The sequence below is a fragment of the Alteromonas lipotrueae genome, assembly GCF_019249215.1.
Lineage (GTDB): Bacteria > Pseudomonadota > Gammaproteobacteria > Enterobacterales > Alteromonadaceae > Alteromonas > Alteromonas lipotrueae.
In genome coordinates this window covers 364,646-379,832 of the sequence record NZ_JAESDI010000002.1, presented here as the reverse complement: position 1 = coordinate 379,832, position 15,187 = coordinate 364,646, and the positions used below count along the sequence as shown (strand labels likewise).

Below are 15,187 nucleotides of genomic sequence, written 5' to 3'. Positions count from 1 at the left end.
CAATCAGTACAAAATCAGAGAGAAATTATATTTACCGTTTGGTAAATAAATTTATCAAGGTTGCACTCTTATAGTACGTTCGCTGAGCTAACTTGGGGCAAAGTGTTAATAGGAATAACCTTCCACCTGCGAGGACAAAACAATGGATAAGCTTAGAATTAACGGTCAAAGATTATGGGACAGCCTGATGGAAATGGGCGAGATTGGCGGCACTGAAAAAGGCGGATGTAACCGCTTGGCCGGCACAGATCTAGACAAGCAAGCTAGAGACTTGTTTTGCGCATGGTGTGAAGCCACCGGTTGTGAAATTAAAGTAGATAAGTTCGGTAATATTTTTGCTAAACGCCCAGGTATTAATAACGAACTACCTTCCGTGGCTACCGGAAGCCACTTAGATACCCAGCCTACCGGCGGAAAGTTCGACGGCGTATTTGGCGTATTGTCAGGCGTTGAAGTACTTCGCACCCTACATGAAAATAATATTACTACCCCAACCCCCATTGAAGTTAGTGTGTGGACCAACGAAGAAGGCTCACGCTTTCAGCCTGCCATGCAAGGTTCTGGCGTATATGTAGGCCGTTTTGATTTACAACAAGAACTAGATAAAACCGATGTGAACGGTTTACGTTTAGGCGACGAATTAGCTCGCATAGGCTACTTGGGTGAAGAAGAGTTAGGTAGCCGTAACATAGGCGCCTTTTTTGAAGCCCATATTGAGCAAGGCCCAATATTAGAAGATGAAGAAAAGCGTATTGGTGTAGTACGTTTAGGCCAAGGTATTCGTTGGTACAACGTAGAAATACAAGGCCAAGAGTCTCATTCTGGCACCACGCCAATGCACTTACGCAAAGATGCCATGGTTGCCACAGGCAAAATTGTAGCGGAAATCGAATCGCTAGCTAACCGTTATGACAACGGCTTGGGCACCGTAGGTTTTATGCAGGTTTATCCAAATTCACGTAATACTATTCCTGGAAACGTGAAATTCAGCGCCGATTTACGTAATCCTAACCCCGACGTGTTGGCTACCATGCATGAAGAGTTCGTGGCCTACTGCAACTCGGTAGCCAAAGAGCGTAATTTAGAGATTACCGTGGATAACTTCTGGTACTTTGCGCCGGTCGAATTCAACGCTTCCGACGATGTGAAAGCCGCCACTGAAAACTTAGGGTATTCACACATGGATATCTACGCGGGCGCAGGTCACGATGCGTGTTATATGGCCGACCTGGTTCCTGCGGGCATGATTTTCACGCCTTGTGAAAATGGTATTAGCCACAACGAAATTGAATACTCTAGCCCTGAGCAATGTGAAGATGGCGCAAATGTGTTGCTTCATACCATGTTAACCGCCAGCAAGCGTATTGCTGAAGCCGCTGGTGCCCCTGTTACTGAAGACGAGGGAGCAAGCGTATGAGTTCAGAAATCAGTGAGGTCACCCTTAGTAAATCGGTGACCGAGAGCGACTATTTTAACGAAGACCTTGCACCTACTAATCTTTCTGAGCGTACGTGGGGTACAGGAAACATAGCGGCACTATGGGTAGGTATGGCGGTGTGCGTTCCTACCTACACCCTTGGCGGCGTGCTTACCAGCTACTTTGGTTTGTCGGTAATGGAAGCCTTGTTCACTATTTTGTTAGCAAACATAGTGGTGCTTATTCCTCTTACGTTAAATGCCTTTCCAGGGACTAAGTTTGGTATTCCCTTTCCGGTGGTACTTCGTTCATCGTTTGGTGTGGTGGGCTCTAACATTCCCTGCCTAATACGGGGTTTTGTAGCCTGCGGCTGGTTTGGAATTCAAACCATGTTTGGCGGCCTTGCCATCCATTTGTTTTTATCGTCGGTATCAGACGGCTGGGCCCAGCTTGGCGGTATGGGGGAAGTCATTGGCTTTTTTGCTTTTGGTGCGTTAAATGTCTTTATCGTAATTAAAGGGTCGGAGTCGATTAAATGGTTAGAAACTCTAGCTGCCCCGTTGCTCCTTATTGTAGGTGCAGGGCTTATTTGGTGGGCGAGTGATAAAGTATCGGTTACTGAGGTTTTAGCCACACCCGCAAGTCGCCCTGAAGATGCAGGCTTTTTCAGCTATTTCTTCGCCGGACTCACTGCCATGGTAGGTTTTTGGGCAACACTGTCGTTAAATATTCCTGATTTCAGTCGTTATGCTAAAAGCCAAAAAGCCCAAGTGACTGGGCAAATCATAGGCTTACCCCTCACCATGTTTATGTTTGCTGCCTTAGGGGTATTACTGACCTCTGCGTCAGTGACCTTAGTTGGTGAAACCGTATCCGACCCGGTAACGCTTATTGGTCATATTGATAGCCCGTTTTTTGTGGCAATCGCCATGCTACTTATTATTGTGGCTACCTTATCTACTAACACGGCCGCTAACGTAGTATCTCCCACCAACGATTTTCAAAACATAGCACCAAAATATATTAACCATACCCGCGGCGTTTTATTAACTGGCTTAGTAGGTGTGTTATTGATGAGTTGGGAGCTTTTAAAGAAGGCCGGCATTATAGAGTCTGACGTTAGTGTAGAAAGCCTGTACTCAAATTGGTTGCTGGGTTATTCAAGCTTACTGGGCCCTATTGCGGGCATAATGATTGTTGATTATTTCCTGATTAGAAAACAAGAGCTAGATGTAGCCGCGCTGTACACCAGCAGTGCCGCTTACCCGAAAGTGAATTGGGCTGGTTTTGTCGCTTTCTTAATTCCAGTTGGCATCACATTGTTAGCCATTACTGCAGATGTATTCACATGGTTTTATAACTATGGATGGTTTACCGGTTCTATTTCTGGCGCCATCATTTATTACTTTGCGGCGGGCAAGCTAGTTAACACCGTGAACACAAATGTTGGTGAGCTAGCAAAAGCCTCTTAAATTTACGCGAAACAGGACACGAAAATGGCCATATTATTACGCGGTGGTACCGTAGTTACCCACGAAATGACTTACAAAGCCGATGTACTTTGCGAAGACGGCAAAATTACTAAAATAGGCGAAGATCTTGCTGTAAATGAATCAGATGTAGAGATAGTCGATGTCTCTGAAAAGCTAATCATGCCCGGCGGCATCGACCCGCACACACACATGCAACTGCCATTTATGGGCACGGTAGCCGCCGATGACTTTGCCTCTGGCACAGCTGCCGCTCTAGCTGGTGGCACCACGACTATTATCGATTTCGTTATCCCAAGCCCAGGCCAGCCCTTGATGGAAGCCTATCAACAGTGGCGAGACTGGTCTGAAAAATCCATGTCTAACTACACCTTCCACGTGGCGATAACCTGGTGGGATGACAGTGTGCATAAAGACATGGAAACTCTGGCTACCGAATACGGCATTAATAGCTTTAAACATTTCATGGCGTACAAAAATGCCATCATGGCCACCGATGATATTTTAGTATCAAGCTTTACCCGTTGTATGGAATTAGGCGCTATTGCTACCGTGCATGCTGAAAACGGTGAACTGGTGTATCACTTACAACAACAATTGATGGAAAAAGGTATTACTGGGCCTGAAGCGCATCCGTTATCTCGCCCGCCCATGGTTGAAGGTGAAGCGGCTTACCGTGCCATTAGTATTGCTGAAACCCTAGGCGCACCTTTGTATTTAGTGCATTGCTCGGTGGAAGAGTCGGTTGATGCTATTCGTTATGCACAGCAGCGCGGGCACCACGTTTATGGTGAAGTGTTGGCTGGGCATTTAACGGTTGATGATAGCGTGTATCAAGATGTCAGCTGGGAGCGCGCAGCGGCCCACGTTATGAGCCCACCGTTTAGGCCTAAAAAGCATCAAGACGTATTATGGAAAGCCCTACAGTCGGGTACCCTACAAACTACCGCTACCGATCATTGCGCTTTTTGTAACGAACAAAAAGCAATGGGTAAAGACAACTTCACGCAAATTCCAAACGGCACCGCTGGGGTAGAAGAGCGCTTGGCGGTATTGTGGGAAAAAGGCGTGAATGGCGGCAAAATAACCCCTAACGAATTTGTAGCGGTAACGTCTACCAACGCAGCCAAAATCTTCAATATGTACCCCGCTAAAGGTGCGGTACGTGAAGGTTCCGATGCCGATTTAGTGATATGGGATCCGAAAGGCTCAAAGGTGATTTCAGCCGAAACCCACATGTCGAATATTGAAACCAATATTTTTGAAGGGATGGAAATTACCGGTGTACCTGTGATGACCATTTGTAATGGTAATATCGCGTGGCAAAACGGTGAGTTGTTAGCGAAGGCGGGCGATGGTAAATACGTTATGCGCCCCACGTATGCGAACTTTTATCAATCGCTTCAAAAGCGAAAAGCATTAGCGGAGCCTAAAGCGGTAGACCGCACCACCGCATAAAACAAAAAGGCCAGTTCTCATAAATGAAATGACTGGCCTTTCTTTTTACCTTTTCTTTTTACTCTCTCTTTCGGTCTAAAAGCTAACAGCGTAAAACTACACTAACTGCTGGCCTTCCTTGTAATATTGCAATGCCGTGGTGCTATCGTGTCTGCGCTCACTAATGGCTGATAGCAATAACAGATCATCTTTGTTCGATTCCATCTTCACTGCTTTTAACAACACTTTCTCGGCCAGAATATCGTCACCTGCGTTATATGCGACTCTTCCCAAGGTTGAATATAACGCTACATTTTCACTGTCTTGTTTAATCCAGCTTTCCAGCAACCGCAACGATGGCGCTGCGTTAGGTATATTCAACTGGGTAAAATACGGGAACAATACTGGGTGTGGTCCTTTCTTTTGCCATTCTACTAACAAAGTTTGCGCTTCAGCATGCATGCCTTGTTCAAGCAATTGTTGAATATAGGCCGCGCGATAAGCGTCGTCTTGCTTAATTTTACGCGGTAACCCTTCCCAGTGGGTTTTAAGCTCGGCAGCCCCATTTTTACTGGCAATTTCAGCTAGCTTGCCCTTGGCAATTCGCTGCGACCATAAGGTGTAATCTTCTTTCGGTAACGCCTTGCGCCAACCACTTAGCTTTTCTTGCAAGGTTTGCCATTGGCCTTGCTCTGCCATTATCGACGCTTTAAGTTGTATCACTTGTGGGTTGTTGGCTTCTTCTTCATTTAAGCTATCTAGCTTTTCAAGTGCGTCGGTATGCTTACCTTCAGAAACATCAATACGCGCCATCACGATAGCGGCAGCTACATTGGCACTGTCATACTCTGCTGCTTGTAGTAGAAAATAACGGGCTTTTTGCGGGTCGTTTTGGCTTTGTGCTACTTGTGCGGCAGCCAAGTAATTTACCCCTTCAAAATCACCATTAGTGGTTTGGCTAAGTGCCTTGTGAGCACTTTTTAGGTCGCCAGCTGCTAATGACTGTAAACCATGGTAAAAGGCACGCTTGCGTTTACGCTCACCTAATGCACCAAACCAGCGGTGAGACCCCGTTACCAAGCTTAATGTCCATAACACCAACTTAGAGATAATATACCAGCTGATAATGGCGCAAATAATGATAATGCAAAAACCAATTAGGCTGGTTTCTATCGCGGTATTACCTAATGAAATCAGCACGTAGCCTTTGTCCCCCAAAATCATGGGGCCAACAATAAGCGCAACAATAAATGCGGCCAGCACCGCAAGGGCAATGACTAACCATCTCATAATGCGCTAGCTCCCTGACTGAATGCTTGTTTTACACGGGATTCTAATAATTGCTCAAGCGGCTTTTGTGATGCCAACTGACTAGGGATGGGTTGTGAAATGTCAGTACTAATAAGATTATCAAGTGCTGAGATGAAACCCGTCACTTGGCTCTTTTCTACATCGTAATGCTCTTCAAGCATGGTTTTAGCGTAAACCAAAGATTGCTCATACAGGCCTGAGTCTGCTTTAAGCGCAGCTGATTGAGCATGCATTAATTGTAAGCGAAGCTGCTCTTTCACTAAAAATTGAGCTTGTAGAGACATGACAGGCTCAACAGGGCCTTCTAAACTTTTCACGGTTAAAAAACCATCAACAATGGAGTGCCATACTTTTGCAAGGTTCTCTTTCCAGTCGTTCGCCGATTCAGACAGTTCATTACTGTCAGCATTTGCGTCTACTGGTTTTTCAAAAGTATCTAACGGTAGTTTATCAATTTGCGCCAACATGCCAGTAAGGGCTAGGGCGACCGAACTTTGAGATACAGGGTTCATTTGTTGAAGCGTTTGAATGTCTTCGGCAAGTTTAGCGCGAACCGGGAATACAGAAGGGTCGGCTAGCGATTTCAATCGCTTGTCGGCGTTCACCAACAGTAAGGTGGCTGTGCGTACATCATTTTCTAACCACAGTTTTCTACCCGCCATGCGAACCAAATAATCCGCTTCAGCAATAAGCCAATCGGCAGGACGTTGACCTTCCATGCTGTTAAGTTGCTGTTGGGTTGCTTCTGCTTGTTGCACTAATGCACTGTTTTGTTGCTGCAAAGCATCAAGCGTATCTTTTAATTCATCGTTTTGCCTATTTAGCATACGCAATGCGTCTGCTGTCTGCTCACGATCGGAAAGCATATCGTTGAGTTGTGACGTGTTCGCCAGTTGGGCTTTAACCAGGGAATCGCTGCTACCTTGTTGTTGGGTGTAGTACCAATAACCAGCACCAATAATGCCGAGTACTAAAAGGAAAATAATAATAACCACAAACCACAGAAGCTTGGTTCCCGACGATTTTTTCGCTTTTTGTGGCGTGCCGTTAGATGAATCTTCAGGTGATAGGGTATCTCTACCTGATGCCGTGTTCGCTGATGTCGTACTAGATGATTCCACGCTTACCAATTCCCCGTTTTGAGGGTCCTTCTCATTCTTGTCAGACATTTAATACTCCCAATTTTCCTTTACCCAGGCAATTAATGCCTGATCGGTGGCGCGGTTGCACACCGAAACGCGTGCTATCCCAAGATTACGTAAACTCGTTGCAACTCGTTCACTTACCGTTAACCAGGGCAACGCTAATAATTGCATACTATGGCTAGAAATAAGCTGTTTTGCCATATTTTCGCTTGTAGCGATAATGCCGCTAACATCGCCAATTTTCCAGCTCTTTGTGTAAATTGGGTTTGTAAGTGGTTCTCTTTTATAGACGCAAAACTCAGTAACCGATATACCTCTCTCGCCTAAAACGTGAGAAAGCGTATCTCTACCACCTTCTCCCTTAATAATAACGACTTGTGTACAGTTTGCCTCATTAAGTTGCTGCATGACCAGTATACCTTCGGATGTATGTAGCGAAGGCGTAACAATTTTATAAGGTAAATTCGCGCTGCGTAGTGCGCTAGCGGTCGAATCACCTACCGCTATTAGCGTAGGAGGCACCGATAGAAATGAGGCGTGAGTGAGTGCATCGAGTGCTGCTGGCACGGCATAAATGCTGGTAACGATAATGTTACTGATGCTGGCCGAGCCCAACAGAAACTGTTGTAACTCGATTGCCTTATCAGGAATGCTTTGAATATCTGACGTAGCAACCCCTACGGCATCAATCCCCGCCTGCCCAAAAGCATCTGCACTAGCCTGTAATTTAGGACGCGGGCGAGTAATTAATAGCATAAATCAGCAACCGCATATGTTAGCGATAACATACATCAGTCATACAATGCGCTAAGAATTTCTCCTGCGCCCTGTTCAAGCAGCGCGTCGGCGACTTCAACGCCAATGCGCTTCGCATTTTTTGTAGGGCCTGTGGCAGAAGCAAATAAGAGGGTTGAGCCATCTGGCTGTCCCACCATGCCTGTTAAGGTTATGCTGTCTCCGTCAAGGGTAGCAAAACTTCCGATAGGTACTTGGCAACCGCCTTCTAAACGTTCATTCATAGCACGCTCTGCGCTCACCCGTGTTTGGGTTTCACCGTGGTTCAGCGCTTGAAGTAACGCAATAAGCTCGGCATCGTCATTACGACACTCAATACCCACAGCACCTTGCCCAACAGCCGGAAGGGACACCGAAGCTGGTAAACCCGTTTTAATGCGCTCTTCCATGCCTAAACGTATAAGGCCAGCAGAGGCAAGAATGATGGCATCGTATTCGCCAGCATCTAGTTTGGCTAGGCGGGTATTCACATTGCCGCGTAAATCTTTAATTTTCAGGTCCGGACGATGTTTACGAATTTGGCATTGGCGGCGAAGACTAGAAGTACCCACCACAGCACCTTCTGGCAATGCATCTAAATTATCAAAGTGGTTTGAGACAAAGGCATCGAACGGGTTTTCACGTTCGCAAATGGCGTGAAGGCCAAAATCTTCGGGAAATTCAACCGGCACATCCTTCATTGAGTGCACGGCAATATCGGCTCTGCCTTCTAGCATGGCTATTTCAAGTTCTTTTATAAACAAGCCTTTACCACCAATTTTTGCTAAAGGAGTATCAAGGATTCTATCGCCTTGAGTGCTCATTGGAACCAGTTCAACCACTATTGAATCATGGTGTTCTAACAGTTTCGCTTTCACGTACTCTGCTTGCCATAGCGCCAGTGCGCTTTTTCGTGTGGCAATACGAATCGTTCTTTTAGGGGCTGCTTGCATCATTAATATCCTGTCTAGAGCCTTGTTTAAGGCATAGAACCTAAAGCAATCAACCGACTATTGCTAAAGGCTTTCGTTCGACTTATAAGTACATTGTACTTAAATCTTTAACTTGCGCACAGGTTTACGGTTGGGAAATTGTACATAGTGTGACTATGCTTATTGCACGCTAGCAATAGGTATAAGCTCCCGCTTTCATGGATACTTCTTCGTTACACAAATTTCTCGAAAAGACACATTTAAATGGCGCTGAAGTGAAACGCCGCCGTTTGACCTTGTATTTCATCTCATATATTGGCGGTATTATTATGGCCGTGCTTGCCGCTAAAAATTTAGCGCGGGATGATCACTATCTCGCGTTTTGGTTAGGTTTTTTTTCGTTTTCAGTTTTCGCTAATGCAGCGTTGTCGCATATCTTTAAAAACAGCAATATTTTTTACTATATAGCGGGGTTTATTGTTGCGGTTATGGTGGCGGTGCTCACCATTACCGGTGGCTACAATAATACTGGGCTGCACTTCGTGTACCCGATCATTTTGATACAAATTATTATCGTGCGTTTTAGAGCGGCCATTTTTTACGTCACGGGTACAGTAGGCGTGGTCGCCTTTATCGTTTACTACCAAGAGTCCATTCCTGCGAACTATCGTGGTGAAGATGTATCAAGGTTCCTTATATCCCTTTGCAGTTTTATTGCGGTTGCGTTTATTTCTGAATACTTCTGGCACAAAAGCAGAAAAGAGATGATGACAGATAACTTAGAAAGATTGCGCCAAGCCAATTCTGACCCGTTAACGAAGGTACCAAACCGGCGTTTTCTAGAGTCGGTCTATTTTGAGCGTGCAATGAAAAACCCCGCAGATTATTTCCCGTTAAGTATTGTTGTGGTGGATATCGATTACTTTAAAAAAATAAACGATAACTACGGGCATGACGTAGGCGACAGAGTATTAGTTCAGGTTGCTACACTAATGAAAAACGCCATTAGGGCGACCGATGTTGTGTCACGTACAGGGGGCGAGGAATTTTTAATTATTTACCCCAAAACAACCTTGAGTATGGCAGTAAAGCTGGCTGAAAAAATTCGAGTGGAAATTGAAAACTCCCCGTTTATAGAAGGCGATATTTTCCATTCGATCACCGCCAGTTTTGGGGTGGCGACAGCGCTGACTGACGCGAATATCAATGACACGGTGAAGTTGGCTGACGAGCACCTTTACGAAGCGAAAGGTGCTGGAAGAAACCGTGTGATGTAGCGTTAATTTGTATAGTTAATCAAGCAGCCTCTAAGCGTGCTGTATGATAAGCGTACAAGCACACTAAGCAAGCAATTTTTGTAGCCAAGTAGATATATCACTTAGCTCTTGCATGCATACATTGTGTTGCATGGTATAGGTTTGCCAAGTGGCATTAAAACCATTCTCGGTTAACGTCTTATATGCCGCATTGCCCATAAAAATTGGTACTACTTCATCCTGCTCGCCATGGGCCATCATTATGGGTATGTCACGATTCGTATCGGTAGCGTCTTGTGCCAATAATTTTGGCTCACACATATACGTCGATAATGCTAACACACCAGCTAGTTTGTGTTTGAAACGAGGCGCCACATGAAGTGCTATTACGCCACCTTGCGAGAATCCTGCTAACACAATGCGGTTTGTAGGAATGCCATTATCTACTTGTTCTTGGATAAGGGCTTCCACTTGACTTGCCGACTCAAGTACACCATCTAAATCAGCGCGGCTATTGAAATCGAGTGATTTGATGTCGTACCACGCTCGCATACGCATGCCACCGTTAATGGTAACGGGACGCTCTGGCGCGTGGGGGAAAACAAACTTCACTGACATGCTATCAGGTAGCTTTAGCTCAGGTACAATAGGCGCGAAGCCATGACCAGAATCGCCTAAACCATGAAGCCAAATTACGCACGCATTTGGCGTAGAGCTGGGGTTCTGTTCAACGTACGGCAAAAGTTCTTGCGCCATGTTTGTGTGTTCCTACTTCTTGTATTTTCCTAAAACAGCACGGGTATTAAACGCGCTGTAAACTCATCACACTGTTTGAAGTGTTGGCGCAGGCATCGAGAGTATGTTTAAACGATTGCTACTACGGCTTAACGGTTCAATATGCTATCATTGCTCCACGAAATCACCATATTTTAAAAAATATTTAATACTTTCATGGCATCATTACTCGGTAACTTATTTATACTTGCAGCGCCTTCCGGCGCAGGAAAATCCAGCCTTATAAAGGCGTTAATGGAAAAGTACGCGTCTAATAGCAATAATGCAATGGAAGTGTCAGTGTCCCATACTACTCGTAAACCTAGGCCGGGTGAAGTTGATGGGCAGCATTACCACTTTGTAAGCCGTGAGCAATTTGAAGCGCTTATAGAGCAAGGCGTTTTTTTTGAGTGGGCTGAAGTATTCGGTAATTACTACGGCACATCACGGGTGACGATTGAGCAAACTTTGCACCGAGGTATCGATGTGTTTCTAGATATCGATTGGCAAGGTGCACGTCAGGTACAAAAGCGTATGCCTGACACCTGTGGCATTTTTATATTACCGCCTTCAATCGAGGTGCTAGAGCAACGTTTAAACAGCCGTGGGCAAGACAGCGATGAAGTGATTGCCGGCCGCATGAAAGAAGCGGTGGCTGAAATGTCCCATTTTAGTGAGTTCAGCCACGTTATTGTTAATGATGATTTTGCGACCGCGCTTAACGATTTAGAAGCGATTGTGATTTCACAGCGTTTAAGAACAATAAAACAGCAAATGCGTTATCAGCCTTTATTAGACGAATTGCTCGGATCTGCTTAATATTTATATTGTTTTAATTTCAAACAAACCGCTAGGATCGCGCAGTACAAGAGTGTATACTACGCGGCCGTTTTTTGAATTACTTTATCAACCTAATTTTCGGAGAAATACATGGCCCGCGTAACAGTTGAAGATGCCGTAGATAAAATTGGTAACCGCTTTGATTTGGTTTTAGTAGCGGCCCGTCGTGCACGTCAAATTGCCACCGAAGGTAAAGAGCCAATGGTTGATGTGCAAAATGACAAGCCTACCGTAACGGCACTTCGTGAAATCGAAGAAGGTTTAGTAACTGCTAGTACACTTGAACAAGATGATTTGCGCGATCAGGAACAACAAGAACATGCTGAATTTTCTTCAGTAGCTAATATTCTTTCTGATCAATAGTTTCACCGCAAAGGTAACTATTGTATGTTTAAGCGCCAGTGCTTTGAAAAAAGCACTGGCGCTTTGCTTTTTGGGTATTGGCTAAAGGCTCAATTCTACGTATTCTTAAGGTTGTAACGTTAATCAGGAGTCGCACTAGTCCGTGTATTTGTTTGAAGGCTTAAAACAGAAAGTAATAAAGTACTTGCCTGCTGACCGAGTTCAGCTGGTACAAGAGGCATTTGTGTTGGCTCAAGAAGCCCACGATGGACAAATGCGCTCAAGTGGCGACCCCTATATTACGCACCCTGTTGCTGTTGCCAGTATTCTTGCTGACATGCATTTAGACCATGAAACTCTCATGGCAGCCTTGCTACACGACGTGATTGAAGACACCCATTACAGCCAAGAAGATCTTGCTGAAGCTTTCGGAGATACCGTTGCTGAGCTGGTGGAAGGGGTAAGTAAGCTAGATAAAATTGCTTTTAGCAGTAAGCAAGAAGCACAGGCTGAAAACTTCCGTAAAATGATGATGGCCATGGTGCAAGACATCCGGGTTATTCTGATTAAGCTAGCTGACCGTACCCACAATATGCGTACATTAGGTTCGCTTCGTCCTGACAAGCGCCGCCGTATTGCTCTTGAAACCCTTGAAATTTATGCACCTATTGCCCATCGCTTAGGTATTCACGATATTAAAAATGAGCTCGAAGACTTAGGTTTTCTTGCCATGTACCCTATGCGCCATCGCGCACTGAAATCAGCGGTTCGCCAAGCACGTGGTAATCGTAAAGAAATTATAGAAAATATTCGTGAAGAACTAAGCACCCGCTTAACGGCTTATAAAATTGAGTCGGACGTACTGGGCCGCGAAAAACACCTGTACTCTATTTATCGTAAAATGCGTAATAAAGAACTCATGTTCAACGAAGTGATGGACATTTACGCGTTTCGTATTGTGGTCGATTCAGTCGATAATTGTTACCGTTCGTTAGGCGCTATGCACAGTTTGTATAAGCCTATTGAAAACCGTTTTAAAGATTACATTGCTATTCCCCGTACCAATGGCTATCAGTCATTGCACACCTCGCTTATTGGCCCCCATGGTATTCCGGTAGAAATACAAATTCGTACCCAAGAAATGGATCAAATGGCAGATAAAGGGGTTGCCGCGCATTGGCTTTATAAAGAACCTGGCGACAACGGCACTACTGCGCAACTAAGAGCGCGTAAGTGGATGCAGTCGTTACTTGAGCTTCAACAATCAGCCAGTTCATCGTTCGAATTTATTGAATCGGTTAAAACGGATTTATTCCCAGAAGAAATATACGTATTCACCCCAGATGGCCGCATTATTGAGCTGCCCATGGGCGCTACGGCCGTAGACTTTGCCTATGCGGTGCATTCAGATATTGGTAACACCTGTGTAGGTGTTCGAGTAGAGCGTAGAAACTACAGCTTAAGTAAGCCGCTACAAAATGGCCAAACCGTAGAAATTATTACCTCACCTAAAGCTAAGCCCAATGCTAACTGGCTGAACTTCGTAGTAAGTGCTCGCGCACGCACCCGTATTCGTCAATATTTGCGCAAGCAGCATTCGCAAGAAGCCGTGAACATGGGTAACCGCTTACTGCGCCATGCATTAGGTGAAGTGAAGCTGGACGATATTCCGGAGGCCGATATTGAACGTGTGGTGGCTGAAACTAAGCACGATGATTTTGATTCGTTGCTTATCGATATCGGTTTAGGTAACGAGCTAAGCGCTATTGTTGCGCGCAGACTGTTAGGTGAAAACACAGATTTACCAGAGAAAAAAGGTAACGTGGCTATTCGCGGTACGGAAGGCTTATTGGTGCATTATGCCCGTTGTTGTCACCCTATTCCTGACGATGAAATTGTGGCGGTATTAAGCCCAGGTCGGGGTATGACGATTCACCAAATTGGTTGTAACAACATTCGCAAGCTTTCAAGAGAAGAGCCTCAGCGTGTATTACCTATGCGTTGGGATGAAGAACCCCAAGGTGAATTTAAAGCATCGCTTCGAATTGAGTTGTTTAATCATCAGGGTACCCTTGCTACCCTTACGAATACGATTTCTGGTTGCGATTCCAATATTATTGGACTGCAAACAGAAGAAAAAGAGAGTAATATCTACTTTATCGACATCGAAATTACCACGCAAAATCGCGTACATTTGGCACGAGTGATGAAAAAAATCCGCACCATGCCAGAGGTTCAGAAAGTGTCACGTCATAGTCAGTCCAGACACTAACTTTTAAAAAATTTTTAGGATCCATTATGTCTAAGTCTATTATTCAGACCGATAAGGCACCTGCCGCTATTGGTACTTACAGTCAAGCAGTTAAGGCTGGCACAACAGTGTATCTTTCTGGCCAAATTCCTTTGGTTGCAGAGACCATGGAAATGGTTTCAGAAGACTTCGCTGAACAAGCGGTACAGGTTTTTGAAAACTTAAAAGCCGTGTGCGATGCCGCTGGCGGCACCACGAACGACTTGGTAAAAGTGAACATCTTTCTTATCGATTTAGATCACTTTGCGACGGTAAATGAAATTATGAGCCGTTACTTCAACAAGCCATACCCGGCGCGTGCTGCAGTGCAAGTGTCTGCATTGCCTAAAGGCGCACAAATTGAAATCGACGGCGTGATGGAATTGCCGGAGTAAGTCATGTCGCCAGAGCGTTACCTTCGCATTCGAAGTGCGTTGGCAAAAAGGCAAACCGATCTTACGGTTTGCCTCGAAAACGTACACAAACCCCACAATGTATCGGCTGTTGTTCGCACGTGTGATGCCATTGGCATTCACCGCGTACATACCGTGTGGGAAGAGAAATATCAGTTTCGTGGCGACACCGCTATGGGCAGCCAGCAATGGGTTCGCCAAACCAACCATGATAGTTTAGGAAACGCCATTGGCGCACTTAAGCAGCAGGGTATGCAGGTGTTAGTGACCCATTTGTCTGATACTGCAGTGGGCTTTCGTGAAGTCGATTACACCAAACCTACCGCGATTATTTTTGGTCAAGAACGCTACGGCGCTACCGATGAAGCGATTGCGATGGCCGATCAAGATATCATCATTCCTATGGCGGGTATGGTGCAATCGTTGAATGTGTCTGTGGCGGCAGCACTTGTGCTATATGAAGCGCAGCGCCAGCGTGAACTGGCAGGTATGTACGATGTTGAACATTTACCTGAAGAAGAATGCCAAAAACTGTTGTTCGAAAGAGGTTACCCCAGACTGTGCGCCTTAAGTAAAACGAAAGGGGTTCCATACCCGGCTATTGATGACATAGGCCGCATTGATGCACCAGCAAGTTGGTGGAAACAAATGCAGTTAACGCCAGAAGCATTACACGCCTTATCTGACGATGAACAGACAGTGCCTACAGGCGCCTAGCCTGTCAAACTCGTAGCACCTGTCATACTGGCCTTAAACCGTACTCGCC

The 15,187-nt window shown here is 45.3% G+C and carries 14 protein-coding genes; 9 read left to right on the top strand and 5 right to left on the bottom strand.

All coding sequences use genetic code 11. The features are described 5' to 3' along the window. The first annotated feature begins 142 nt into the window (after nt 1–142). The 3 genes from JKP82_RS03385 to hydA are packed head-to-tail and all read left to right on the top strand — an operon-like array spanning nt 143 to nt 4,365. On the top strand, nt 143–1,417 hold the full coding sequence (locus JKP82_RS03385; RefSeq protein WP_159527949.1) for a Zn-dependent hydrolase: 1,275 nt from the start codon (nt 143–145) through the stop codon (nt 1,415–1,417). Continuing rightward, nucleotides 1,414–2,889, top strand: a complete 1,476-nt coding sequence (locus tag JKP82_RS03380; RefSeq protein WP_218395853.1) for an NCS1 family nucleobase:cation symporter-1 — start codon at nt 1,414–1,416, stop codon at nt 2,887–2,889. The genes JKP82_RS03385 and JKP82_RS03380 overlap by 4 nt, the downstream gene beginning before the upstream one ends. A gap of 24 nt (nt 2,890–2,913) precedes the next feature. Next, on the top strand, nt 2,914–4,365 hold the full coding sequence (hydA, locus tag JKP82_RS03375) for a dihydropyrimidinase (RefSeq protein ID WP_159527951.1): 1,452 nt from the start codon (nt 2,914–2,916) through the stop codon (nt 4,363–4,365). Nucleotides 4,366–4,461: 96 nt separating this feature from the next. Here the strand turns inward: hydA and JKP82_RS03370 are convergent, their stop codons facing one another. From JKP82_RS03370 to hemC, 4 genes are read right to left on the bottom strand one after another with little or no spacing between them, the layout of a single operon-like run. Beyond that, nucleotides 4,462–5,634: a heme biosynthesis HemY N-terminal domain-containing protein gene (locus tag JKP82_RS03370; protein ID WP_218395852.1), complete on the bottom strand. Its 1,173-nt coding sequence runs from the start codon at nt 5,632–5,634 to the stop codon at nt 4,462–4,464. Next, a complete protein-coding gene (locus JKP82_RS03365; RefSeq protein WP_218395851.1) occupies nt 5,631–6,824 on the bottom strand; it encodes a uroporphyrinogen-III C-methyltransferase in 1,194 nt (397 codons plus the stop codon). The genes JKP82_RS03370 and JKP82_RS03365 overlap by 4 nt, the downstream gene beginning before the upstream one ends. Beyond that, complete coding sequence (locus JKP82_RS03360) at nt 6,825–7,556, bottom strand: uroporphyrinogen-III synthase (RefSeq protein WP_159527954.1); 732 nt, start codon at nt 7,554–7,556, stop codon at nt 6,825–6,827. Between the two features lie 35 nt (nt 7,557–7,591). After that, entirely contained in the window at nt 7,592–8,527 is a 936-nt protein-coding gene (gene hemC, locus JKP82_RS03355; protein WP_218395862.1) for a hydroxymethylbilane synthase, read from the bottom strand. A gap of 197 nt (nt 8,528–8,724) precedes the next feature. On the opposite strand from hemC, the gene JKP82_RS03350 reads away from it, so the two are divergent. Then, complete coding sequence (locus tag JKP82_RS03350) at nt 8,725–9,783, top strand: GGDEF domain-containing protein (protein ID WP_159527955.1); 1,059 nt, start codon at nt 8,725–8,727, stop codon at nt 9,781–9,783. 63 nt (nt 9,784–9,846) lie between these two features. Here the strand turns inward: JKP82_RS03350 and JKP82_RS03345 are convergent, their stop codons facing one another. Next, nucleotides 9,847–10,518, bottom strand: coding sequence for an alpha/beta hydrolase (locus JKP82_RS03345; protein ID WP_159527956.1), 672 nt, complete (start codon nt 10,516–10,518; stop codon nt 9,847–9,849). A gap of 195 nt (nt 10,519–10,713) precedes the next feature. On the opposite strand from JKP82_RS03345, the gene gmk reads away from it, so the two are divergent. From gmk to trmH, 5 genes are all read left to right on the top strand, one after another. Then, nucleotides 10,714–11,355, top strand: a complete 642-nt coding sequence (gene gmk, locus JKP82_RS03340) for a guanylate kinase (RefSeq protein WP_218395849.1) — start codon at nt 10,714–10,716, stop codon at nt 11,353–11,355. A gap of 111 nt (nt 11,356–11,466) precedes the next feature. After that, nucleotides 11,467–11,739 carry a DNA-directed RNA polymerase subunit omega gene (rpoZ, locus tag JKP82_RS03335; protein WP_159527958.1) on the top strand — a complete coding sequence of 91 codons (273 nt, stop codon included), beginning with the start codon at nt 11,467–11,469 and terminating at the stop codon, nt 11,737–11,739. A gap of 142 nt (nt 11,740–11,881) precedes the next feature. Next, nucleotides 11,882–13,990, top strand: a complete 2,109-nt coding sequence (gene spoT / locus JKP82_RS03330) for a bifunctional GTP diphosphokinase/guanosine-3',5'-bis pyrophosphate 3'-pyrophosphohydrolase (protein WP_159527959.1) — start codon at nt 11,882–11,884, stop codon at nt 13,988–13,990. A 26-nt stretch (nt 13,991–14,016) separates the two neighbouring features. Beyond that, nucleotides 14,017–14,403: a deaminase RidA gene (ridA, locus tag JKP82_RS03325; protein ID WP_159527960.1), complete on the top strand. Its 387-nt coding sequence runs from the start codon at nt 14,017–14,019 to the stop codon at nt 14,401–14,403. 3 nt (nt 14,404–14,406) lie between these two features. Next, nucleotides 14,407–15,138, top strand: a complete 732-nt coding sequence (gene trmH / locus JKP82_RS03320) for a tRNA (guanosine(18)-2'-O)-methyltransferase TrmH (RefSeq protein WP_218395847.1) — start codon at nt 14,407–14,409, stop codon at nt 15,136–15,138. Nucleotides 15,139–15,187 lie beyond the last annotated feature (49 nt).

Excerpts from the sequence above, each read along its gene's own strand:
- JKP82_RS03385 (WP_159527949.1), top strand. The coding sequence starts at position 143 with ATGGATAAGCTTAGAATTAACGGTCAAAGATTATGGGACAGCCTGATG.
- JKP82_RS03380 (WP_218395853.1), top strand. The coding sequence starts at position 1,414 with ATGAGTTCAGAAATCAGTGAGGTCACCCTTAGTAAATCGGTGACCGAG.
- hydA (WP_159527951.1), top strand. The coding sequence starts at position 2,914 with ATGGCCATATTATTACGCGGTGGTACCGTAGTTACCCACGAAATGACT.
- JKP82_RS03370 (WP_218395852.1), bottom strand. The coding sequence starts at position 5,634 with ATGAGATGGTTAGTCATTGCCCTTGCGGTGCTGGCCGCATTTATTGTT.
- JKP82_RS03365 (WP_218395851.1), bottom strand. The coding sequence starts at position 6,824 with ATGTCTGACAAGAATGAGAAGGACCCTCAAAACGGGGAATTGGTAAGC.
- JKP82_RS03360 (WP_159527954.1), bottom strand. The coding sequence starts at position 7,556 with ATGCTATTAATTACTCGCCCGCGTCCTAAATTACAGGCTAGTGCAGAT.
- hemC (WP_218395862.1), bottom strand. The coding sequence starts at position 8,527 with ATGCAAGCAGCCCCTAAAAGAACGATTCGTATTGCCACACGAAAAAGC.
- JKP82_RS03350 (WP_159527955.1), top strand. The coding sequence starts at position 8,725 with ATGGATACTTCTTCGTTACACAAATTTCTCGAAAAGACACATTTAAAT.
- JKP82_RS03345 (WP_159527956.1), bottom strand. The coding sequence starts at position 10,518 with ATGGCGCAAGAACTTTTGCCGTACGTTGAACAGAACCCCAGCTCTACG.
- gmk (WP_218395849.1), top strand. The coding sequence starts at position 10,714 with ATGGCATCATTACTCGGTAACTTATTTATACTTGCAGCGCCTTCCGGC.
- rpoZ (WP_159527958.1), top strand. The coding sequence starts at position 11,467 with ATGGCCCGCGTAACAGTTGAAGATGCCGTAGATAAAATTGGTAACCGC.
- ridA (WP_159527960.1), top strand. The coding sequence starts at position 14,017 with ATGTCTAAGTCTATTATTCAGACCGATAAGGCACCTGCCGCTATTGGT.
- trmH (WP_218395847.1), top strand. The coding sequence starts at position 14,407 with ATGTCGCCAGAGCGTTACCTTCGCATTCGAAGTGCGTTGGCAAAAAGG.